Raw genomic sequence first — 22,078 nt, forward strand, 5'->3', positions numbered from 1 at the left:
GGGCCATCAGGCCCGCCGCCGCGGTTTTTGTTCTGTCTGTTACTGGGGCTGCTTGACCTGCTTCATGGTCAGGGCAATCCGCTTTTTCTTCAGATCCACGTCCAGCACCCGCACCCGGACCACGTCGCCCACGTGCACCGCCTGGCTGGGATGCTTGATGAACTTTTCGCTGAGCTGGCTTACGTGCACCAGGCCGTCCTGATGCACCCCGATGTCCACAAAGGCACCAAAATCGATCACGTTGCGCACGGTGCCCAGCAGTTCCATGCCGGGTTTCAGGTCCTCCATGCCCATCACATCGCTGCGCAGCAGCGGCGGTGGCAGCTCGTCCCGCATATCCCGGCCGGGCCGCACCAGCTCGGACACGATGTCCCGCAGGGTGGGTTCGCCCACGCCGGTTTCCTCGCAGAGGGCCTTGTAGCCCACCGCCTCCACCGTTTTGGGCAGGGAGGCAATGGCCGGGGTGCCCACATCCGCCAGGGAGAAGCCGCACTTTTTCAGCACGGCCGAGGCGGCGGCGTAGCTTTCCGGATGCACGGCGGTGGCGTCCAGCGGATCGGCCGCGCCGGGCAGCCGCAGAAAGCCCGCGCACTGTTCAAAGGCCTTGGGGCCCAGCCCCTTGACCTTTTTCAGCTGCGCCCGGGAGGTAAAGGCGCCCTCTTCCTCCCGGCGGGCCACGATGTTCTTTGCGGTGGTGGCGGTAATGCCCGCCACCCGGGCCAGCAGCGGGGCGCTGGCGGTGTTCAGGTCCACGCCCACCGTGTTGACGCAGTCCTCCACCACCCCGTCCAGGGTTTCGTTCAGCCGCTTGGCGGGCATATCGTGCTGGTACTGGCCCACGCCCACGGCCTTGGGATCGATCTTGACCAGTTCCGCCAGCGGGTCCTGCAGGCGGCGGGCGATGGAGACCGCGCTGCGCAGGTTCACGTCATACTGGGGGAACTCCTCCGCGGCCAGCTTGCTGGCGGAGTAAACACTGGCCCCCGCCTCGCTGACCACCATGTACTGCACGCCGCCGCCCAGTTCCCGGATCACGTCGGCGGCAAAGAGTTCGGTCTCCTTGCCGGCGGTGCCGTTGCCGATGGCGATGATCTCCACCCCATGGCGGCGGATCAGCTGCTTGATGATGGTTTTGGCCTGCTCCACCCGCTTGAACTCCGGCACCGGGTAGACCACGGCGGTGTCCAGCACCTTGCCGGTGGGGTCCACCACCGCCACCTTGCAGCCCATGCGGTAGCCCGGGTCCAGGCCCATGGCCACCTTGCCCCGGATGGGCGGCTGCAGCAGCAGCTGGCGCAGGTTCTCGCCAAACACCTGAATGGCCCCCTCAGCGGCCTTGTCGGTCAGGGCGGCGCGCACCTCCCGCTCCATGCTGGGATGGATCAGGCGGGTGTAGGCATCCCGGGCGGCGGCGTCCATCTGGGCGGCGCTGGCCCCGCCGGACTTTTTCACAAACATCCGGCAGACAAGATCGGCGGTGCGGTCCGGGTCCACGGCCACCTCCACCTTGAGGAAGCCCTCCCGCTCGCCCCGGTCCAGGGCCAGCACCCGGTGGCCCGCGATGCGGCTTACCGGCTCGGAAAAATCATAATACTGGGCATAGACGCTGTCCTTGTCCGGGTCGGCAGCATGGCTGTTCACCTGCCCGAAGGCATTGTAGAACCGGCGCAGCTCCGCCCGCAGATGGGCGTCGTCGCTGATCTGCTCGGCCAGAATGTCCCGGGCGCCGGCCAGGGCGGCTGCCGCGTCGGGCACCTCTTCGTTGCAATAGCCGGCGGCCTCTTTTTCCACGTCCAGGCGCGGGTCCTGGGCCAGCAGCGCGTCCGCCAGGGGCTGCAGCCCCCGGGCCTTGGCCACGCTGGCGCGGGTCTTGCGCTTGGGCTTGTAGGGCCGGTACAGGTCCTCCAGTTCGGCCAGGGTGGCCGCTTTGGCCAGCGCCGCGTCCAGTTCCGCCGTCAAAGCGCCCTGGGTTTCGATGGAGGCGCGCACCTCGCTGCGGCGCTTGTCCAGGCCGCGCAGGTACTCCAGCCGGTCGGCCAGCTGGCGCAGGGCCTGGTCATCCATGGAATGGGTGGCCTCCTTGCGGTAACGGGCGATAAACGGGATGGTGTTGCCCGCGTCGATCAGTTCAATGGCGGCGTCCACCCAGCGGGGCTCCAGCCCCAGCTCGGCGGCGATCTGTTGGGTATGCTCGTTCATAGGTCGGTGTTTCCTTTCGGTAGTTCAACAGAAAACGATTCGTTCTCAGAATCGGCGGGTTCGTTGGAAACCGGCGCCGGTGCGGATACGGGGGCCGGTTTGCGGCGGCGGTATACCAGCCAGGCCATCCAGCCCAGCCAGATCAGCACCGCCGTGCCGGCCACCGCGGCGCTCTGGGCCAGGCCCGGGGTGTGGTAGTCCAGCCGGATGGTGTTCTCCCCCGCTCCGGCGGGCACGGCGATCATGCCGCCGCTTACCTTTTCCACCGGCACGGTCTCGCCGTTCACGGTGGCGGTCCAGCCCTCGGTGTAGGGCACGCTGAAGAACACCAGGTTGTCGCTGTCCAGGGTGATGGTGGCGGTGAATCCGTAGTTGTCCGCCACAAAGCTGTCCGCCGCGCTGGCCCGGCGGGCGGCGGCGTCCTCCGCATAAGCGTCGTAGTCCCGGTCCACCAGATCGGTGCTTTCCAGCTGGGTCAGCCAGCTGCCGTACTGCTCGATCTGTTCTTCGTCCAGCACCAGCGCCCGCATCAGGACGTTGGAGCGCTTGTCCTCCGGGATGGCGTCCAGCTGCTCCTGGGTGATGTAGCTGTCGTAGGTGAAGCCCATCGGCACCCAGTTCTCGTTCTCGTAGACCGCGTAGCTGCCGATCTCGCCCCAGAAGGTCCAGCCCTGCTCCTCCACCACATCCAGGAAGTTGGCCTGTTCATCCAGCGGCATCAGGGTGAACCGCACGCTCAGCAGGCCGCGCAGGGCGTAATTCTCCACCTCCGGCTTGCTGCTCACGTCCCGCTTGACCCCCAGCTGCGGATAGAACTCCATGATGCTGGGCTCCACCGTGGTGCTGAAGAACTGCAGGTTGGAGATACCGGTCCACATGCTCAGGTTATCAAAAGTCTCATAGGTGTCGGTGCGGTAGAAGCCCTCCGGCAGCGCCTCGGCCAGCTGGAAGCCCTCCACATAGCATTCCTGCCGGTAGCCGCCGTCCCGCTCCCACTGGGGGAACTTGCCGATGGCAAAGTGGAACACGCTGTACAGGCAGGAGAAAGCCAGCACCGCCGCCAGCAGCGCCCGGGGCATGCGGGGCCCGCGCTCGTACCAGACCAGCACCATCCAGAAGATCAGCAGGCCTGCCACGCCCAGGCCCAGCATCAGCCAGTACTGACTGGGCTGCTGCAGCACGCCGAAGGTCCATTCGCCCTCGTCCCCTTCCACCGGCACCACCGCCAGCGCCACGGTGCTGAGCAGGATGATCAGGCTGGGCAGGATACCTTTGCGGGGGATGTCCACCCCTTCGTCCTCCAAAGCCAGCATGCTGGCGCCGCACAGAATCAGCACCGGCATATACCACCAGCGGGCGTAGTAGCTGGAGTTCAGGGCATAAAAGGCCGAATTGAGCACCGGCACCATGGCGCAGAGCCCGCAGATAAACAGCAGCCGGCGGAAAGCATGCCCCTGCCGGGTGCGCAGCCAGGCCAGCGCCGCCGAAAAGCCGATCAGCGGCAGATAGGCGGTCATGCTGGTGTGCTTGATGGTGCAGTCGGTGAACATGTTGGGAAGATAGGGCGGGTCCGGCGGGAAGAACAGGTTGTAGAAGATGGCAAAGTACTGCTGCACCTTGCCGTATAACAGAAAGCCGTATCCGCTGGAGAAGTTCACGGTGCGGGGGTTCTGGGACAGGCTCAGCAGCGCGGGCCAGGCCAGCACACAGCCCATGGCGCTGCCCAGCAGGCTTTCAAAGGCCAGCCGCCCGAACAGCCGCGGGGTGATATGCCAGGAGCGGGTGGTACATTTGCAGACAAAATACAACACCAGGAACACGATCTGCCCGGCAAAGAAGAAGTAGTTGTTCAGGAAATTGACCGCCACCACAAAGGCGAACAGCCCCCGCCGGTCCTCGTACACCGCCTCGTCCAGCGCCCAGAGCAGGTACGGGAACAGGGCGATGCCGTCCACAAAGGTGAAGAAAAAGGTGTTGTAGATGGTAAAGCCGGAAAAGGCGTACAGGCATCCGGCGATGACCGCCAGATTCTGCCGCCTGGCGTACCGGCGCACCCATAAATAGGCGCCGCCGCCGGCCACCGCGTATTTCAGGCAGAGCATCGGCACCATCAGGTAGGGCTGCCAGGAAGCGGGCAGGATGCAGCTGAGCCAGAAAAACGGCGAGCCCAGCAGATAGTAGGAGTAGCTGTTCACAAAGCCGCTGCCCATATCGGTGGCCCAGCTCCAGCTGCCGCCCTCTTTTACAAAGGCGTTGGCGTACTGGGTAAAGGAGATGTACTGGCTGTTGAAGTCGCCGCAATAGAGGAAAAAGCCCTTGTCCACCACCAAAAAGGGCAAAAAGATGCACGCGGCTCCCAATGCGCAGAAGCCAAAGGTCATCCAGTACAGGTTCGGGCGGGGTGTAAGCTGCCGCACAGGCTGCATGGGATCTGCCTCCTCACAACAAATTTTGGGTTCCGGCCTGCCAACGGGCCGCCGGTATGGTATACTGGAACGGAAGACCCGGGCGGACGCAAGCCGTCCACCTGTAATACGAGTCAACCGGGAGGAACCTTGCAAAATGGAACACTATTCTCTCAACGCGCTGCTGGCCCGGATGAAGCACATCACCCGGTGGGCGCTGATGCACAGCACCCGCACCGAGACCCTGAGCGAACACACCGCCGACACCGCGCTGCTGGCCCACACCTTGGGGCTGATTGCCCGGGATATGCTGGGCCAGGCCGGGGTGCGGCCCGAAACGCTGGCCGCCGCGGCCCTGTACCACGACGCGCCGGAGATTCTGACCGGCGACATGCCTACCCCGGTAAAATACAAGAATGAAGCCCTCAAGACCGCCTACAAGGCGCTGGAGCGGCAGAGCGCCTGCCAGATGGCGATACTGGCGGCCCCGCCGTTGCAGGACACGCTGGCAGGCTTTCTGACCGGGGACTGCCTGACAGCGGAGGAAAAAACGCTGCTGAAAGCCGCCGACCGGCTGAGCGCCCTGATCAAATGCGGTGAAGAGGTGCGGGCCGGCAACGGGGAGTTCCGGGCCGCGCTGGCCCAGCAGCAGGCGGCGCTGGAGGCGATGGCCTGCCCGGCAGCGGACTATTTTATGGCCCACATGCTGCCCTGCTACGCCCTGACGCTGGACGAACTGACCGCCCTGGAATAAGGCATCAGCTGTTCTCCTGCCAGATCTTTTCGATCAGGCGGTCGATGTCGGGAAAATGCTCCAGCCGGCTGCACTCCGCCCGCAGGGCGGCGGCCCCGCGCAGGCCTTTCATATAGTGGATAGCCTGGCTGCGGGCCTGGGGCATGGCCACCCACTCGCCCTTGTTCTCGCACATCTCGTACACCTGGCGGCGGAGTTCTTCCATCCGCTGGCGCAGGGTGGGCGGCGGCGGGGCGGGCTCCCCTTTCAGCATGGCGGCAATCTCGCCGAACAGCCAGGGGTTGCCCAGCGCGCCCCGACCTACCATGACCCCGTCGCAGCCGGTGGCCTCCATCATGGCGCGGGCTTCGTCGGCGGTGGTGATATCCCCGTTGCCCAGCACCGGCACCGACACCGCCGCCTTGACCGCGGCGATCACCGACCAGTCCACCGTGCCGGGGATGTACATCTGCTCCCGGGTGCGGCCGTGCACCGCGATCAGAGCCGCGCCCGCCGCTTCACAGGCTTTGGCGGTCTCCACGGCGGTGATATGGTCGCCGTCCCAGCCGGCGCGCATCTTGACGGTGACAGGGCGGCCGTCCGAGGCCTCCACCACCGCCGCCACGATCCGCCCGCAGAGGGCCGGGTCCAGCAGCAGACGGCTGCCCGCGCCGGAAGAGGTGATCTTGGGGGCCGGACAACCCATATTGATGTCGATAAAATCGTAGTCGTAGTGCTGAATCAGCCGGGCAGCCTGGCCCATGGTTTCCGGTTCAGCCCCGAACAGCTGCACCCCATAGGGGGCGCCGTTGGGCTTGCAGCGGATCAGCTGGGCGCTTTTTTTATCGCCGAAGGTAAGCGCCTTGGCGCTGACCATCTCGCTGACGGTATAGGCCGCCCCGTGGCGGACAGCCATGTCCCGGCAGGCGGCGTCGGTAAAGCCGGCCATGGGGGCCAGCGCCGCGCCGGGGGCAAGAGGGATGGATGCTATCTTCATGCAAAACCTGCTTTTCTCTAGGATACGCGGCGCAAAAACCGCGGTTACTGGTTATTGTACCACAAACACGCCTTTTGTGGTATACTGAAAGAGTATGAAATTTCGGGGCCGCGGCCCCGCAGAGAGGATATACTGCCTATGAAATTACTGGTTCTGGACGGCAACAGCCTGGTCAACCGGGCCTTTTACGGCATCAAGCTGCTGACCACCAAGGACGGACGCCCCACCAACGCCATCTACGGTTTTCTGAACACCCTGCAGGGGCTGATGAACGCCCACGATCCGGACGAGGTGGCCATTGCCTGGGACCTGAAAGCCCCCACCTTCCGGCACAAGATGTACGACGGCTACAAGGCCACCCGCAAGGGCATGCCCCAGGAGCTGGCGGATCAGATGCCGGTGCTGAAAGAACTGCTGGGATATCTGGGTTACCCGATGGTGAGCCGGGAGGGCTACGAGGCGGACGATATTCTGGGCACCCTGTCCGCCGCCTGGGGCGCGCGGCAGGACGACTGCCTGCTGGCCACCGGCGACCGGGACAGCCTGCAGCTGGTGAGCGAGACCGCCACCGTGCTGCTGACCGCCACCCGCATGGGCCGCAGTGAAACGGTGGTCATGGACCTGGCCGCGGTGCGGGAGAAATACGGCGTGGAGCCCAAACAGCTGATCCAGGTCAAGAGCCTGATGGGCGACACCAGCGACAATATCCCGGGCGTGGCGGGTATCGGTGAAAAGACCGCCCTGGCCCTGATTCAGAAGTTCGGCACCCTGGACGGGGTGTACGAGCACATCGACGATGCGGCCATCAAGCCCGGCGTGCGCACCAAGCTGCTGGCACACCGGGAAGAGGCCCTGCTCAGCCGCACCCTGGCCACCATCGACTGCGCCGCCCCCATCGAGACCGGCGAGGGCACCTACAAGCGCCAGCCCGGTGACCCGGCGGCGGCCGCCGCCATGCTGGCCGATCTGGAGATGCACAGCATGATCGGCCGCCTGGGCCTGCCCGAGCCGGGCGCGGCTGCCCCGGCCGCGGCGGCGGAAGTTCCGGCGGCCTGCCTTTCTCCCCTGCCCGAATCTCTGACCGGCCCGGTATATCTGGCCCGGGGCGAACAGGGCTGGTACGCCGTGGCCGACGGCGCGCCTTACTCGGTGGAAGAAGACCGGCTGCCCGCCCTGCTGGACGGCGAAGCGGAACTGCGGGTATTTGACGCAAAGCCCCTTTACCACATCGCGCTGGACGCGGGCGGCGAGGGCAAGGCCATCACCTTTGACGGCAAGCTGGCCGCCTATCTGCTGAACCCCTCCGCCAGCGAATACTCGGTGGGTCATCTGGCCGCTGAATACGGGGTGCAGCCCGCCTTTGTGTGCGAGGACTGCCCCGACGCGGGGGTGCTGGCGGGCCTGTGCGAAGCTCTGCAGGCCAAGGTGACCGCCGATGGCATGGACGAGCTGCTGCGCACCATCGAGCTGCCGCTGGCCCGGGTGCTGGCGGACATGGAGCGGTACGGCATGCAGCTGGACGGGGCGGGTCTGGAAGCCTTTGGCCAGACCCTGAAAACCGAACTGGACGCCTGCCTTGCCCGCATCTGGGAGGCGGTGGGGTACGAATTCAACCTGAACAGCCCCAAGCAGCTGGGCCAGGCGCTGTTTGACAAGCTGGGCCTGCCGCCCCGCAAAAAGACCAAGAGCGGCTACTCCACCGACGCGGAAACCCTGGAAAGCCTGCGGGGCTATCATCCGGTGATCGAGGATATCCTGCAGTACCGGGTATACCAGAAACTGAACAGCACCTATGTGGAGGGGCTGCTGCGGCAGCTGGGGCCGGACGGCCGGGTGCACAGCACCTTTATCCAGACCGAGACCCGCACCGGCCGCATCAGCTCCACCGAGCCGAATCTGCAGAACATCCCGGTGCGCACCCAGCTGGGCAGCCGCCTGCGGGAGTTCTTCACCGCGAAGCCCGGCTGGCTGCTGGCCGACGCGGACTACAGCCAGATCGAACTGCGCATCCTGGCCCATATCTCCGGCGATGAGACCATGCGGCAGGCCTTTGCCAACGGGGAGGACATCCACCGCAGCACCGCCGCCAAGATCTACAACCTGCCCCCGGAGATGGTCACCCCGCAGCTGCGCTCCAGCGCCAAGGCGGTGAACTTCGGCATTGTGTACGGCATCGGAGCCTACAGCCTGAGCCAGGACATCGGGGTCAGCGTCAAGGAGGCCGACCAGTTCATCAAGAACTATCTGGCCACCTTCCCGGGCGTGAAGCGGTATATGGACGACACGATTGCCTTCGGGCAAGAGCATGGCTATGTGGCCACCCTGTACGGGCGGCGGCGTGCCTTGCCGGAGCTGGCCAGCAACAACCGGAATGTGCGGGCGCTGGGCGAACGGATCGCCATGAACACCCCCATCCAGGGCACCGCGGCAGACGTGATCAAGCTGGCCATGGTGCGGGTGTGGCAGCGGCTGCGGGAGGAAAAACTGGCGGCCCGGCTGATTCTGCAGGTGCACGACGAACTGATCGTGGAGACCCCGCCCGAAGAAAAGGAGCAGGTGGCCCGCATCCTGAAAGAGGAGATGCAGGGCGCGGCCAACTTTACCGTGCCGCTGACCGCCGACGTGGGCGAGGGCTTCACCTGGCGGGAGGCCCACTGAGATGGCGGGCTGGACGATCCGGGCGATGGAGCCCGGCGACCTGCCCCGCTGCGCGGCCATTGAGGCCACCGCTCCCGACCCCTGGACCGAGCCCCAGCTGGCGGAAGAACTGGCCAGCGATTTCGGCCGGCTGTTCGTGGCCTGCCGGGACGGGCAGACAGCGGGGCTGGCGGTGTTTCAGCTGGCGGCGGGAGAAGCCAGCCTGAACGCCCTGACCGTAGACCCAGCCGCCCGGCGGCAGGGTGCGGGCCGGGCGCTGCTGACCGGGGCGCTGGCGGCGCTGCGGGCCGAGGGCGCCCAGAGCTGCTTTCTGGAGGTGCGGGCGGGCAATGCCGCGGCCCGGGCCTTGTATGAAAGCGTAGGCTTTGCCGCCGCGGGGGTGCGCCGGGGCTTTTACCGGAACCCTGCCGAGGACGCCGTAGTCATGGCGCTAAATTTGGATTAACCGCGGATTAACTACAATTCGTATTGTTTTGCGAGGATTTGACAAAATGCTGATTTTAGGGATCGAAAGCAGCTGCGACGAAACCGCCGCCGCGGTGGTGGAGGACGGGCGGCGGATCGTAAGCAACGTGATCGCCACCAGCGTGGAGGAACAGGCCCTGTACGGCGGCGTGGTGCCGGAAATCGCCAGCCGGCGGCACATTGAAAGCGTGAGCGCCGTGGCGCAGAAAGCCCTGGCGGACGCCGGGGTGCGGGCGGAGGATCTGGACGCGGTGGCGGCCACCTTTGCCCCCGGCCTGATCGGGGCGGTGCTGGTGGGGCTGAACTTTGCCAAAGGGTTGAGCCTTTCCAGCGGCAAGCCGCTGGTGGGGGTGCATCACCTGCGGGGGCACATTGCCGCTTTGTACCTGACCCATCCGGAACTGAAACCGCCGTTCCTCTGCCTGGTGGTCAGCGGCGGGCACAGCCATATTGTGCAGGTGGACGATTACACCCGGTTCCGGGTGCTGGGCCGCACGGTGGACGACGCGGCGGGCGAAGCCTTTGACAAGGTGGCCCGCACCCTGGGGCTGGGCTATCCCGGCGGGCCCGCCATCAGCAAGGCGGCCAAAGAGGGCAATCCCCACGCCTATTCCCTGCCGGTGCCCCATGTGGAAGGGCCCTACAATGTGAGTTTTTCCGGACTGAAAACCGCGGTGCTCAACGCGGTGAACCAGGCCCAGATGAAGGGCGAGGAACTGAACGCGGCCGATATGGCCGCCAGCTTTGAGTGGCGGATCGACGAGATTCTGGCCAATAAACTGCTGGCCGCCGCCAAGGATACCGGGGCCAAAATCCTCTGCCTGGCGGGCGGCGTGGCGGCCAACGGCCTGCTACGCAGGCTGGTGGAACAGGGCGCGGCCAAACTGGGCATCCGGGTATACCTGCCCGACCCGGCCCTCTGCGGCGACAACGCCGCCATGATCGCCAGCCAGGGCTACTACGAATTCACCGCCGGGCATGTGGCGGATCTGTCCCTGAACGGCATGGCCACCCTGCCCATCGATTACATCTGACAAACCGAAAAGCGCCCTCCCGGCCGGGAGGGCGCTTTTGCTTATACCTTGCTTCTGTGAGGAACGATGTGGGGCATCGACTTGGGCAGGGTCACATTCATACCCAGAATGGTGTTGGCCAACCAGACAAAGCTCAGCAGCACCACCGCCGGGATCACGCAGGAGGTGACGATCATCACCGCCAGCGCCTCCAGAAAGCGGCTCAGCAGGGTCTTGACCTGCTCGGTGACCTGTTCGGCCGCCTGGGTCACGCCGCTCACCACCTGATCCAGCAGACCGCCCAGACCGCCCGATTCTTCCTCGTCACCGGCGGCGTTTTCCATGCTTTCCACCGCCTGCTCGGTGCTGGCGATGGTCTGTTCGATCGAATCGCTGTAGGTGCGCTCGATCATGCCGGACAGGCCCATACTGGCGGGCACCACCGCGCAGATCACCACCGTAAAGGCCACCAGCTTGACCATCAGCCGCTGCAGCCAGTCCCGCTGCCAGAACAGGTTGACCACAAGCAGCAGGCAGACCGCCGGCACCAGATACCGGAATGCCACGTAAAAGGTCATGGTGACCAGATACTTTTCCAGGTAAATGGCGCACAGCACCACAAGAAAGGCGGAACTGAGGTCCGCCAGCTTGTCCGCAATGGGGGTGGCCACGTCGCCGGGAATCAGGGTAATGCCCGCCGAGGCCGCGGCGGAGGCCGCCGCCAGCCCCATGACCGTATCCCGTTTTTCTTCCAGTGCGTTGATGGTGCCCGCATGCAGGGAAGGCGCAGAGAGCGCCCCCGCCAGCACCGCAAAGGACAGCACCGCTGCCAGGATCATCGCTGCGGCCAGAACGGCCTTTTGTTTCGTGATGGATTTCATAGATTTAACATCCTCCTGTATTGTTTTGTGGGGCGTGCCCGGGCTGTGCTTGCTCGCTCCTTTTCGCACGGGGATTCCCGCAAGAGCCCGTGCAAATTTCGCGAAAAGCGCAGAAAAAGGCCCCGGAGGCTTGCCGCCGTCCGGGGATACCGGTTGATCAGCCCAGCTGCGCAAACTTTTTGCGCAGGCACTCCGCCACATAGGGGTTCACAAAATGGGATACTTCGCTGCCGTAGCTGGCTACCTCCTTGGCCATGGTGGAAGACAGGTAGGCGTACTGCAGGCTGGTGGTGAAAAACATGGTGTCCACCGTGGGTTCAATCTCGTGGTTGATCTGGGCAATCTGCATCTCGCTCTCAAAATCGGTAACCGCCCGCAGGCCGCGGATAATCACCGAGGCGCCGTTGCGCTTGGCAAATTCCACCGTCATGCCGTCAAAGGTCTCCACCGTCACATTGGAGAACTGTGCCACCGAATGGCGCAGCATGTCCAGCCGTTCTTCGGTGGTAAAGAGCGGGGTTTTCTTTTTGTTGATCAGGATGCCGATGACCAGCTTGTCCACCACGCGGGACGCCCGCGTGATAATGTCCATGTGTCCCAGCGTAACCGGATCAAAGCTGCCGGGATACACTGCCGTGATCATAGGTATGCCCTCCTTTGGGATCATATGGGCCAAACTGCCCTAGTATTGTTGTACACGATTCTCACGAATTTTTCAATATTTTTTTGTCAAGGCCGCACCTTGTTCTTGCGGCGGGCGGGGCGGTATAATAAAAAAAAGCGTTTCGCAGGCTGCTGCGAAGCGCCTTTGCCAGCAGGAGGTAACCATGGAATTTCATCGTATCCGCACCCGCAAGAGCAATCTGGAACTGAAGTACGCCCACGGCCATTTTGTGACCAACCACAGCCACACCAACTACTACATTGACATTACCACCCTGAAGACCCGCCTGAAAGAGGCGGAAGCCGTGGCGCGCGAACTGGTAACCCATTACCGCAGCAGCACCATCGTGGACACCATCCTGTGCCTGGACGACACCCAGGTCATCGGCGCCTGCGTGGCCAAGGAACTGACCAGCGCCGGCTTTATGAGCCTGAACGCGCACGAGACCATCTACGTGCTGACCCCGGAGTACAACTCCAACAGCCAGCTGATCTTCCGCGACAACACCATGCCCATGATCCGGGGCAAGAACGTGCTGATCCTGATGGCCTCTGTATCCAGCGGCATCACCCTGCACAAGAGCATGGAATGCGTGCAGTATTACGGCGGCAAGGTGGCGGGCCTGTCCGCCATCTACAGCTCCACCAACGAGGTGGACGGCATCCCGGTTGTTTCGGTATTCAACCAGGATGAATTGCCTGACTACCACAGCTACAACTACCACGACTGCCCGTTCTGCCGTCAGGGTATCAAGATCGACGCTCTGGTCAACGGCTTTGGCTATTCCAAGATGGGCTAAACACAAAACAGATACACAAAAACCGGCCTGCACGATGCAGGCCGGTTTTCTTATTTCTTCACGCCCTTGAAGATCTCGATCTCATTGGCGGGCAGTTCATGCTTGAATTCCCGCTCGGTGCGGTAGAGGTTGCCGCAGATGCAGCGTTCCTCCCCCCGGGCGTCCAGCGGCATATAGTAGCCGCAGGTGGTGCAGCGGGCATACAGGCCCGGCTTGCGCTTGAACTCCTTGGCAAACAGGCCGGTGGCCTTGGTGCCGTGGCCCACATAGGTGAACTGCATCGATTCCTTCAGTTCTTTCTGCTGTTTTTCCAGCTTGGACTTGTCCACATTCCAGTTTTGCAGCATGCTCGTGCCCTCCTTATGATCAGCCCTGGCAGCCCAGGTCGTCCCAGTCACCGAAGTCCGCCGGATCCGCGATCCGGGTGGGATCCAGCCGGCCGTTGGCGTCCAGCGGACGCTCCGCCGTGCCCAGCGTTACCGGGTTTACATTGGGGCCGTTGTCCGGCTTTTGGGCCGGGTGCACCGGCTCGGCCGGCTGCGGCTGCGCGGCGGCATGCGGGTGATCCGCTTCCCCCTCCTGGCCGGACAGTTCCACAAACTCCCCTTCAATATACCGGTCTTTGTTATAATCCTGCAGGATCTTGATGGCCAGCACGCCGGCCCCCAGGCCCAGCGCGATGGCCAGCATCCGACGAATAAAGCCCATGATGACGGCCTGCCTCCTTTGCGTGTGCGGTTTTTGTTTGTGTATCAGTATACCACAGCCGGGCCGCCTGCCGCAAGACAGGTCATTCAGCTGAAGGTCACCACATCATCGGCGGGGGCCTGGGCGGGGCCTACCTCCACGGCGGTGAGCACCGGGCCCTCGCCCCGGTACAGCGGATGGTACTTCATCCGCAGTTTGGCGGTCAGGGTGATCCAGCTGCGCTCGGTAAGCTGGTCGCACTTTTCATATTTGCAGGGGAACCCCACAAACTGGATATCCTGCACGCAGCAGGTCATGGCGAAGCGGCCGGGCACAAAGGCGCCCTTGCCCGCCCGGGGGCTCAGGCAGACCTGGGCGGTGAACTTCACCGTCTTGCCGTCGTACCGGTCGGGGTTCTGGTTGCAGTCCAGATAGAAAATGCCGAAATCCTCGTCGGCGATCTCCACCACGTCGGCCTCCAGGTCATAGGGCAGCGGATCTTCGATCTCGTCGTATTCCACGCTGCCGTCGGCGTATTCGTAGGCAATGTCGCACTTGCGGCTGGCCTGCCGCACCGCCTTGTGGATGGCCTGGCGGGCCTCGTCGCTGCGCACAGCCTCCGCCCGGTTGACCACCAGCAGTTCGGACAAGGCAAACTTGTCCAGCATCAGCTGGCGCATATTGTCAAAATACATCGAGAAGGTGTTGCCGTCGGCGGTGGCGATGCACTGGTACAGCACCCAGTTTTCCGGCATGGCGTCCAGCAGATCCTGGATCATCCACATGCCGTTGTACTCCACCAGCACCCGGGTGGAAGCGGTTTTCTTTACCAGAGAGTCCAGATACTCGGCGGTCATCTGGCTCTTGTCCTCCAGCACCTCTTTGGAGACGCCGCCGAAAGCAAATTCTTCCGGCTTGTACTCCTCTTCCCCCTCCTCGCAGACCAGCAACAGGGTCTTGTCGCCGCTGTCAAACTGGGGGTCCTGCAGGGTCTCCTGGACAAAGCTGGTTTTGCCGCTTTCCAGAAAGCCCACAAACAGATATACGGGAATCTCTTTCATGCCGTGCTCCTTTTATACACCGAACAGCCGGGTCAGGCCGTCCTCATCCAGCTTGCTGCCGATCACGCACAGGCGGCCGGTAACGTCCGCCGCGCCGGTGCGCACCTGCCACTCGCCGGGCACATAGTCGAAGTGATACCACACCCCGTCCTCGCCGGGCAGGATGCCCTTGGCCCGCAGCACCGCGCCGAATTCCCCGCTGTCCAGGGACTGCAGGTCAAACTCCAGCTGGGCCTGGGTGAACCGCACCGGGGTCTCCTTGCCCCAGCTGGTGAACACCTCGTCGGCGTGATGGTGGTGGTGATGGTCGTGATCGTGGCAGCCGCAGCTGCATTCCTCGCCATGGTCGTGGTGGTGCTCATGCTCATGGTCGTGGTCATGACCGCAGCTGCATTCCTCATCATGGTCGTGGTGATGCTCATGATGGTGGTCATGGCCGCAGCCGCATTCCTCGTCATGGTCATGGTGATGCTCATGATGGTGGTCGTGGCCGCAGCCGCACTCCTCATCGTGGTCATGATGATGCTCATGGTCGTGGCAGTCGCAGTGGTCATCCTCATGATCGTGTTCATGCTCATGCTCCACCTGCTCCAGCAGCTGCTGGGTCAGGCTGGGCCGGCCCTCCATGGCCTCCAGGATCTGGGCGCCGGTAAGCTGATCCCAGTCGGTGGTCACGATGGTGGCGTTCGGGTTCTTCTCCCGCAGCAGGGCGGCGGCAGCTTCCACCTTGGCCGGGTCGGCAGCGCCGGTACGGCTCAGCAGAATGGCGCCCGCGTGCTCGATCTGGTCGTTGTAGAACTCGCCGAAGTTCTTCATATACATCTTGACCTTGTTCACGTCGGCCACCGTGACAAAGGCGTTCAGCTGCACGTCCAGATGATCAGCCACGCCCTGCACGGCACGGGTCACGTCGCTGAGCTTGCCCACGCCGGAGGGCTCGATCAGGATGCGGTCCGGATGGTAGGTCTCCACCACCTTTTCCAGCGCGGTGCGGAAGTCGCCCACCAGGCTGCAGCAGATGCAGCCGGAATTCATCTCGGTGATCTGGATACCGGCCTCCTTCAGAAAGCCGCCGTCAATGCCGATCTCGCCGAATTCGTTCTCAATCAGTACCAGTTTCTGGCCGGCAAAGGCCTCCGCGATCAGTTTTTTGATCAGCGTGGTCTTGCCCGCGCCGAGGAAACCGGAAAAAATATCAATCTTGGTCATGGCACATCCACCTTTGCATATTAAATAGGAATAAACTATACCTATTATATCGCTTTTGTCAAGAGGTGAAACAGACGCTTTACTACCGGGCCGGGATGTGCTACTATACCGGCAGTAGCTGCAAAGCGGAGGTGTTTGTGATTTATGGAAACGAAGGAACGTCTGGCCCGGCTTCGGGCCGAAATGGAAGCCGCGGGCGCGGCGGGGTGCCTGATCCCCTCCAGCGACCCCCACGCCAGTGAATATCTGCCCGATCACTGGGCGGCCCGGCGGTATTTTTCCGGGTTCACCGGCAGTGTGGGCACCCTGGCGGTGACCATGAACGGCGCCGCCCTGTGGGTGGACGGCCGGTATTTTGTACAGGCGGAGCATCAGCTGGAAGGCAGCGGCATTGAGCTGCAGCGCATGGGCCTGCCCAGCGTGCCCACCGTGGAGGAATATCTGTGCCGCGCGCTGTGCAAGGGCGACGTGCTGGCCGTGGACGGCGCGGTGACCCCCACCGCCCAGGTGCGGCGGCTGCAGAAAGCCCTGGAAAAGCAGGGCGTACAGGTGCAGGACATCGATCTGCCCGGCCGCTGCTGGCCGGACCGTCCGCCGATGCCCGCCACCCCCTGCTTTGTGCTGGGCCGCGAACTGGCCGGACTGACCGCCTCGGAAAAGCTGGCCAAGCTGCGCGAAGCGCTGGACAAGGAAAAGGCCGACGGGATGCTGCTGGGCCGCCTGGACAGTGTGTCCTGGCTGCTGAACCTGCGCGCGTATGATCTGGACTGCACCCCCTTTGCCCTGGCCTGGTGCTGGGTGGACCGGGGCCGCGCGGTGGTGTTCCTGGACAGCAGCCGCGCCGATGAGACGGTGCGCGGCTATCTGGCCGAGAACGGCGTGGAACTGCAGGAATACGACCAGGTGGAGGAATTCCTGGCCCATGTGCAGGCGCCCCTGGTGCTGCGGGCGGAGCCGGAAAGCCTGAACTGGCGTTTCTGGCGGCTGCTGGAGGCCAACAGCGCCGTGACCGTGCAGGAGGGCGCCGACCCGGTGCAGGAACTGAAAGCGGTGAAGAACGAGACTGAGATCGCCTGCATCCGTGCCAGCCACAAAAAGGACGGCGCGGCCATGGTGCGGTTCGAGCGGGAGCTGGAGCGCCGCCGTGCGGCGGGCGAGACCCTGTACGAATCCGATGTGGAGAGCATCCTGATCGAGTGCCGCCGCAAGGGCGAGGGGTATCTGGAGGAGAGCTTCTCCGCCATCGCGGCCTGCGGCGCCAACGCGGCCATGATGCATTACCACGCCGAGCCGGGCGCCTGCAGCCCGCTGGCGGATCACGGTTTCCTGCTGGTGGACTGCGGCGGCCAGTATATGGACGGCACCACCGACATCACCCGCACCTACGCGCTGGGCGAACTGACCGACGCGGAAAAGCGGATGTACACCCTGGTGCTTAAAGGCCACATCGATCTGGCCATGCTGGTGTTCCCGATGGGCAGCACCGGCGGCAACCTGGACCTGGCGGCCCGCCGCCCGCTCTGGGCGGAGGGGCTGGATTACCGCTGCGGCACCGGCCACGGCGTAGGCTTTGTGGGCGGCGTGCACGAGACCCCGCCCCGGCTGAACCAGGCCGACCGCAAGGCGATCACCCCGGGCATGGTGGTGACCGACGAGCCCGGTTACTACGAGACCGACGTAATGGGCATCCGGATCGAGAACGAGCTGATCTGCGTTTCCCGTATGCGCACCGAATACGGGGAGTTCTGCGGCTTTGAGCCGCTGACCCGCTGCCCCATCGGCCGGGAGGCCATTCTGCCCGACATGCTCACCCGGGAGGAGCTTGCCTGGCTGAATGCCTACCACCAGACCGTGCTGGAGGATCTTTCTCCCCTGCTGGACGAAGAGGAACGTGCCTGGCTGGCTGACCGCTGCCGTCCGATAGAAGGTTAACAAATACGTCGTTATAGACAATTTTGACGATTTTTCACAGCGCCGGCGAGTAGTTTTCTGCGTCCGGCGCTGTTTTCGTTTGTTGACTTTTTGTGAACAAAAGAGTAACATTAGTATAATTTTCGTCTGCCCGGAACGGATTTTCCGGCGGGCGAATAATCGAGTATTGAGAAGGACGGGAGGCATCGTTGCATGTTTACGATTGGACTGTTTGCCTTGTGGCTGATCCTGAACGGTCGAATCACCCTGGAACTGGTGTTGATCGGGATTGTGCTCAGTCTGCTGCTGAGTACGTTCGCGGTTCGGTTCTGCGGGTGGAGCGTGCGGTATGAGACGCTGGTGCTGCGGCTGAGCGGCAAGCTGCTGGCGTATTTTGCGCTGTTGTTTAAGGAGATCATCAAGGCGAACCTGGACGTGATCCGGGTTATCCTGAGCCCCAGCCTGAAGGAGCTGAAACCCCGGCTGGTATTCTTTGACTGCAAGCTGGAGACCGACATCTGCAAAACCATGCTGGCAAACTCGATCACCATTACCCCGGGCACCATTACGGTGGGAATGTACGATTCCACCCTGTGTGTCCACGCGCTGAATGAGAATTTCGCCGCCGGCGCCAAGGACGGGCCGTTCTTGCCGCGGCTGGAAAAGATTGAAAAGGAGTTGATCAAATGATTGAAGCATTTCCTTTTCTGTACCATCTGTGCGCGGGCGCGCTGGTGCTGATCGGCGTGCTGATCCTGTGCTGCCTGGTTTACGGTGTGCGCGGCCGCCGGTTTACCGACCGTGTGGTGGCGGTAAACGTGGTGGGCACCCTGACCATCAGCGCCATCTGCATTCTGTCTTTTGCGCTGCAGGAAAGCTACATCCTGGACATTGCCCTGATCTACGCGCTGCTGAACTTCCTGGCGGTGCTGGTGCTTTGCCGGGTGGTCACCCTGCGGGCCAAGGGCCGTCTGCGTCATCTGAAAGAGAAGCGTGATTCGGAAGGAGGCGAGGCGAAATGATGCTGGCACGTGCTATTGTGGGGTCCGTTCTGGTCTGCCTGGGCCTGGTGGTCTTCTGCATTTCGCTGATCGGCGTTTACCGTTTCCGCTATGTGCTGAACCGGATGCATGCCTCCGCTTTGTGCGACACCCTGGGCAGCCTGCTGGTGATGCTGGGCCTGGCCATTCTGTTCTGGTCGGTGTGGGTCACCCTGAAACTTGCCTGCATTCTGGGCTTTTTGTGGCTGACCGGGCCGGTGGCCACCCACCGCACCACTAAGGTGGAGGTTCTGACCGACGAATACGTGATGGAAGAATGCGAGGTGGAGTGATGATGGAACTGTTTACCATTCTGTTGCTGATTGGCCTGGTGGTCTGCGCTGTGAGCGCCTCGCTGGCCAAAAACCTGCTGAACACTCTGTTGATCTTCATGGCTTTCAGCCTGATGATGAGCATGATCTGGCTGCTGCTGCAGGCGCCGGACCTGGCCATCACCGAGGCCGCCGTGGGCGCCGGCGTGGACACCGTGCTGTTCCTGCTGACCCTCAAGACCATCCATGCTTTGAAAGGAACGAGGTTCGATAAAGGCCATGACGAAAAACATTAAGGAGCAATGGCGGCAGTTTGCCGCGTGGGTCGATGGCATCGAGAACGACGAGCCTGTGGTGACCCCCGAAGAAAAGCGCGCCGCAAGGCCGCATCTGCCCGATTTTGTGCACCGGGTGCTCAGCGAGAAAAACGAACTGCGCCTGTATCACGCCTTTTCGGTGGTGATGTGCCTGGTGTTCACCGGCACCCTGCTGCTGACGGTGCTGTTCCTGCCCACCTTCGGCGGTGCGGGCAACCCCACTGAAAACGAGGTCATGCAGCGCTATGTGGAAAAGGGCATCGAAGAGGTGGGCGCCACCAACCTGATCAGCAACATCATCCTGGTGTACCGTGGTTTTGATACCTTTGGCGAGAGCTGCGTGCTGTTCCTGGCGGCCACCTGCGTGATGATCCTGCTGCGCAAGGACGAAAAGAACACCACCGCCTATGACCTGGCCGAACGGGCCGAGGACGCCGAGATCGAGAGCGAGGAAAACACCACCGTGTTGCGCAGCGTGGTGCGGCTGCTGATGCCGGTGATCCTGCTGTTCGGTGTGTACGTACTGCTGAACGGCCACCTGTCCCCGGGCGGCGGCTTCTCCGGCGGCGCCATCCTGGGCGCGGGCCTGATCCTGTTTGAGAACGCCTTCGGCCTGGAAAAGGTGCGCCGCTTCATGAGCGAGCATGTATACCACATCATCAAGGTGGCCGCGCTGTACTTCTACGGTTTCACCATGATCTATGTCTTCTTTACCGGCGCCAACGACCTGTACAGCATCATCGGCACCGGTATCCCGGGCATGATCTTCAGCGCCGGCGTCATTATGCCCATCAACGTGGCGGTGGGCCTGGAAGTGGCTTGCACCATGTACGCCTTCTACGCATTCTTCAGCAAGGGGGAACTGTAACATGAGCAACGCGATCGCCACCTGGTCCGGCGACTACTACCAGGTATTCGCCATCATTCTGTTCGGCATCGGGTTCATCAGCCTGCTGCTACACAAAAACCTGATCAAAAAGATCATCGGTCTGAACATCATGGACAGCTCGGTCTACCTGTTTCTGACCAGCTTCGGCTTCATCGACGGCCGGGTAGCCCCCATCGTGGCTGACCCCACCGCCCCCGTCCATATGGAGACCTATATCAACCCGCTGCCCACCGGCCTGGTGCTGACCGGCATCGTGGTGGGCGTGAGCGTCACGGCGTTCAGCCTGGCGCTGACCCAGCGGCTGTACAAGAAATACCATACCCTGAACCTGGATGAAATCATCATCCTGGCCAAGCGAGAGGAGGTGTGAGGATGCGGCCTTTTTACGAAAACCTGCCTTTTCTGTGCATTTTCCTGGCAATGCTGGCGGGCATCACCACCAGCATCCTGCACAGCGGCAAATGGGCCATGCGCATCTCGATCACGGTACTGACCGTGATCGGCGCGGCCAGTGCCTGGCTGCTGTACGAGACCGCCAGCCAGAACACCTACTTTGTGTACGCCATGGGCAAGTTCCCCTCTCCCTGGGGCAACGAGCTGCGGGCCGGCCCGCTGGAAGCGGGGCTGGCGCTGGTGTTCTGCATTGTGATGGCCTGCAGCCTGCTGGGCGGCCTGAAAGATATTTTTGAGGACATCCTGCCCGGCAAGCAGAACCTGTACTTCGTCATGATGGACATGCTGCTGGCCAGCCTGCTGAGCATGCTGTACACCAACGACATCTTCACCGGCTACGTCTTTATCGAGATCAACACCATTGCGGCCTGCGCCATCGTTATGGCCAAGGACAACAACCAGACCCTGGTGGCCACCATGCGCTACCTGGTGATGAGCCTGCTGGGCAGCGGTCTGTTCCTGATCAGCCTGGCGCTGCTGTACTCCATCACCGGCCATCTGCTCATGCCGCAGCTGGGTGAGAGCATCCACAAGCTGTTTGTGGGCGGGATGTACAACGAGCCCCTGACCGTGCTGGTTGGCCTGATGGTATTGGGCCTGGCCATCAAGAGCGCCCTGTTCCCCTTCCACAGCTGGCTGCCGGACGCGCACGGAAGTTCCACCACCGCGTCCAGCGCGATCCTGTCCGGCCTGGTGCTGAAAGGCTACATCGTGCTGCTGATCAAGATCTTCTACCGCGTATTCAGCATCAGCGAGGTACGCAGCCTGAAGATCACCAACGTGCTGTTTGTTCTGGGCGCGCTGGCCATGATCATGGGCAGCGTCAAGGCCCTGCAGGAAGGCCATTCCAAGCGGATGGTGGCCTACTCCTCGGTGGCCCAGATCGGTTACATCTACATGGGCCTGGGCCTGGGCATCGAGGCCGGCGTTGTGGCGGCTGTGTTCCAGATCATCGCCCACGCCTTTACCAAGCCCCTGCTGTTCGTTTCGGTGGGCGCGCTGAGCTCCACCGCCGGTCATGAAAAGAAGTGGTACTACCTGCGCGGGGCCGGCCGCCGCTGCAAGCTGGCAGGCATCGGCTTTACCGTGGGCGGCCTGTCCATGGTGGGTATTCCCCTGCTGGCCGGCTTTGTGACCAAGCTGTACCTGGCCCAGGGCGCTACCCTGGCCGCCTGGCAGACTGTGGCCGCGCTGGCGGTTCTGGCAGTGAGCAGCGTGCTCAACGCCATGTACTACATCCCGGCGATTGTGCAGATCTGGTCTGCCGACAGCACCTGCCAGGAGATCGGCGTAAAACCGCAGGTCGTGCGGGCCAATCCGGCCCTGGTGGTCAGCATTGTGGTGCTGGGCGCCGGCGTGATCCTGCTGGGTGTGTGCTACCGTCCGGTTGTAAGCGTGATCAGCGCCGGGTTGGCGCTGCTGTGA

The 22,078-nt window shown here is 63.0% G+C and carries 22 protein-coding genes; 13 read left to right on the forward strand and 9 right to left on the reverse strand.

Annotation, left to right across the window (positions count from 1 at the left end; genetic code table 11):
- Nucleotides 1–39: 39 nt before the first annotated feature.
- Together B5E65_RS14070 and B5E65_RS14075 are read right to left on the reverse strand one after the other, a co-directional pair.
- Nucleotides 40–2,199 carry a Tex family protein gene (locus B5E65_RS14070; RefSeq protein WP_087172398.1) on the reverse strand — a complete coding sequence of 720 codons (2,160 nt, stop codon included), beginning with the start codon at nt 2,197–2,199 and terminating at the stop codon, nt 40–42.
- Nucleotides 2,196–4,625: a YfhO family protein gene (locus tag B5E65_RS14075; RefSeq protein WP_087172399.1), complete on the reverse strand. Its 2,430-nt coding sequence runs from the start codon at nt 4,623–4,625 to the stop codon at nt 2,196–2,198. The genes B5E65_RS14070 and B5E65_RS14075 overlap by 4 nt, the downstream gene beginning before the upstream one ends.
- Nucleotides 4,626–4,761: 136 nt before the next feature.
- Between B5E65_RS14075 and yfbR the strand changes: the two genes are divergently transcribed.
- Entirely contained in the window at nt 4,762–5,358 is a 597-nt protein-coding gene (gene yfbR, locus B5E65_RS14080; protein ID WP_087172400.1) for a 5'-deoxynucleotidase, read from the forward strand.
- Nucleotides 5,359–5,362: 4 nt separating this feature from the next.
- On the opposite strand, the gene dusB is transcribed toward yfbR, so the two are convergent.
- Nucleotides 5,363–6,334 (reverse strand): tRNA dihydrouridine synthase DusB, encoded by a 972-nt coding sequence (dusB, locus tag B5E65_RS14085; RefSeq protein ID WP_087172401.1) that lies wholly within the window; start codon nt 6,332–6,334, stop codon nt 5,363–5,365.
- Nucleotides 6,335–6,472: 138 nt separating this feature from the next.
- Here dusB and polA point away from each other — a divergent pair, with 138 nt between their 5' ends.
- From polA to tsaD, 3 genes are read left to right on the forward strand one after another with little or no spacing between them, the layout of a single operon-like run.
- Entirely contained in the window at nt 6,473–8,992 is a 2,520-nt protein-coding gene (gene polA / locus B5E65_RS14090) for a DNA polymerase I (RefSeq protein ID WP_087172402.1), read from the forward strand.
- Between the two features lies 1 nt (nt 8,993).
- Nucleotides 8,994–9,437 (forward strand): ribosomal protein S18-alanine N-acetyltransferase, encoded by a 444-nt coding sequence (gene rimI / locus B5E65_RS14095; RefSeq protein WP_206406314.1) that lies wholly within the window; start codon nt 8,994–8,996, stop codon nt 9,435–9,437.
- 46 nt (nt 9,438–9,483) lie between these two features.
- On the forward strand, nt 9,484–10,491 hold the full coding sequence (gene tsaD, locus B5E65_RS14100; RefSeq protein WP_087172403.1) for a tRNA (adenosine(37)-N6)-threonylcarbamoyltransferase complex transferase subunit TsaD: 1,008 nt from the start codon (nt 9,484–9,486) through the stop codon (nt 10,489–10,491).
- A gap of 41 nt (nt 10,492–10,532) precedes the next feature.
- Here the strand turns inward: tsaD and B5E65_RS14105 are convergent, their stop codons facing one another.
- Complete coding sequence (locus B5E65_RS14105) at nt 10,533–11,351, reverse strand: hypothetical protein (RefSeq protein WP_087172404.1); 819 nt, start codon at nt 11,349–11,351, stop codon at nt 10,533–10,535.
- Between the two features lie 157 nt (nt 11,352–11,508).
- Nucleotides 11,509–11,994 carry a pantetheine-phosphate adenylyltransferase gene (coaD, locus tag B5E65_RS14110; RefSeq protein ID WP_087172405.1) on the reverse strand — a complete coding sequence of 162 codons (486 nt, stop codon included), beginning with the start codon at nt 11,992–11,994 and terminating at the stop codon, nt 11,509–11,511.
- A gap of 184 nt (nt 11,995–12,178) precedes the next feature.
- Between coaD and B5E65_RS14115 the strand changes: the two genes are divergently transcribed.
- On the forward strand, nt 12,179–12,814 hold the full coding sequence (locus B5E65_RS14115) for an orotate phosphoribosyltransferase (protein ID WP_087172406.1): 636 nt from the start codon (nt 12,179–12,181) through the stop codon (nt 12,812–12,814).
- A gap of 50 nt (nt 12,815–12,864) precedes the next feature.
- Here the strand turns inward: B5E65_RS14115 and B5E65_RS14120 are convergent, their stop codons facing one another.
- The 4 genes from B5E65_RS14120 to B5E65_RS14135 all read right to left on the reverse strand — a co-directional run bounded on the left by B5E65_RS14120 (nt 12,865) and on the right by B5E65_RS14135 (nt 15,771).
- On the reverse strand, nt 12,865–13,161 hold the full coding sequence (locus B5E65_RS14120) for a hypothetical protein (protein ID WP_087172407.1): 297 nt from the start codon (nt 13,159–13,161) through the stop codon (nt 12,865–12,867).
- A 19-nt stretch (nt 13,162–13,180) separates the two neighbouring features.
- Nucleotides 13,181–13,522, reverse strand: a complete 342-nt coding sequence (locus B5E65_RS14125) for a hypothetical protein (protein ID WP_143403036.1) — start codon at nt 13,520–13,522, stop codon at nt 13,181–13,183.
- Between the two features lie 86 nt (nt 13,523–13,608).
- Nucleotides 13,609–14,562: a TIGR03943 family putative permease subunit gene (locus B5E65_RS14130; RefSeq protein ID WP_087172409.1), complete on the reverse strand. Its 954-nt coding sequence runs from the start codon at nt 14,560–14,562 to the stop codon at nt 13,609–13,611.
- Nucleotides 14,563–14,574: 12 nt separating this feature from the next.
- Nucleotides 14,575–15,771, reverse strand: a complete 1,197-nt coding sequence (locus B5E65_RS14135; protein ID WP_087172410.1) for a CobW family GTP-binding protein — start codon at nt 15,769–15,771, stop codon at nt 14,575–14,577.
- A 144-nt stretch (nt 15,772–15,915) separates the two neighbouring features.
- Here B5E65_RS14135 and B5E65_RS14140 point away from each other — a divergent pair, with 144 nt between their 5' ends.
- From B5E65_RS14140 to B5E65_RS14175, 8 genes are all read left to right on the forward strand, one after another.
- The gene (locus B5E65_RS14140; RefSeq protein ID WP_087172411.1) at nt 15,916–17,703 is read left to right on the forward strand and encodes an aminopeptidase P family protein; all 1,788 of its coding nucleotides are present in this window, start codon (nt 15,916–15,918) and stop codon (nt 17,701–17,703) included.
- 192 nt (nt 17,704–17,895) lie between these two features.
- Entirely contained in the window at nt 17,896–18,372 is a 477-nt protein-coding gene (locus B5E65_RS14145) for a Na+/H+ antiporter subunit E (RefSeq protein WP_087172412.1), read from the forward strand.
- Nucleotides 18,369–18,704 (forward strand): MrpF/PhaF family protein, encoded by a 336-nt coding sequence (locus B5E65_RS14150; protein WP_087172413.1) that lies wholly within the window; start codon nt 18,369–18,371, stop codon nt 18,702–18,704. The genes B5E65_RS14145 and B5E65_RS14150 overlap by 4 nt, the downstream gene beginning before the upstream one ends.
- On the forward strand, nt 18,701–19,015 hold the full coding sequence (locus tag B5E65_RS14155; protein WP_242957567.1) for a cation:proton antiporter: 315 nt from the start codon (nt 18,701–18,703) through the stop codon (nt 19,013–19,015). The genes B5E65_RS14150 and B5E65_RS14155 overlap by 4 nt, the downstream gene beginning before the upstream one ends.
- On the forward strand, nt 19,015–19,290 hold the full coding sequence (locus B5E65_RS14160) for a hydrogenase subunit MbhD domain-containing protein (RefSeq protein WP_343286408.1): 276 nt from the start codon (nt 19,015–19,017) through the stop codon (nt 19,288–19,290). Before B5E65_RS14155 ends, B5E65_RS14160 begins: the two co-directional genes overlap by 1 nt.
- On the forward strand, nt 19,274–20,179 hold the full coding sequence (gene mbhE, locus B5E65_RS14165; protein WP_087172415.1) for a hydrogen gas-evolving membrane-bound hydrogenase subunit E: 906 nt from the start codon (nt 19,274–19,276) through the stop codon (nt 20,177–20,179). Before B5E65_RS14160 ends, mbhE begins: the two co-directional genes overlap by 17 nt.
- 1 nt (nt 20,180) lies before the next feature.
- Nucleotides 20,181–20,570 carry a sodium:proton antiporter gene (locus tag B5E65_RS14170; RefSeq protein ID WP_087172416.1) on the forward strand — a complete coding sequence of 130 codons (390 nt, stop codon included), beginning with the start codon at nt 20,181–20,183 and terminating at the stop codon, nt 20,568–20,570.
- 2 nt (nt 20,571–20,572) lie between these two features.
- On the forward strand, nt 20,573–22,078 hold the full coding sequence (locus B5E65_RS14175) for a complex I subunit 5 family protein (RefSeq protein ID WP_087172417.1): 1,506 nt from the start codon (nt 20,573–20,575) through the stop codon (nt 22,076–22,078).

The organism is Gemmiger sp. An120 (genome assembly GCF_002160955.1).
Lineage (GTDB): Bacteria > Bacillota > Clostridia > Oscillospirales > Ruminococcaceae > Gemmiger_A > Gemmiger_A avium.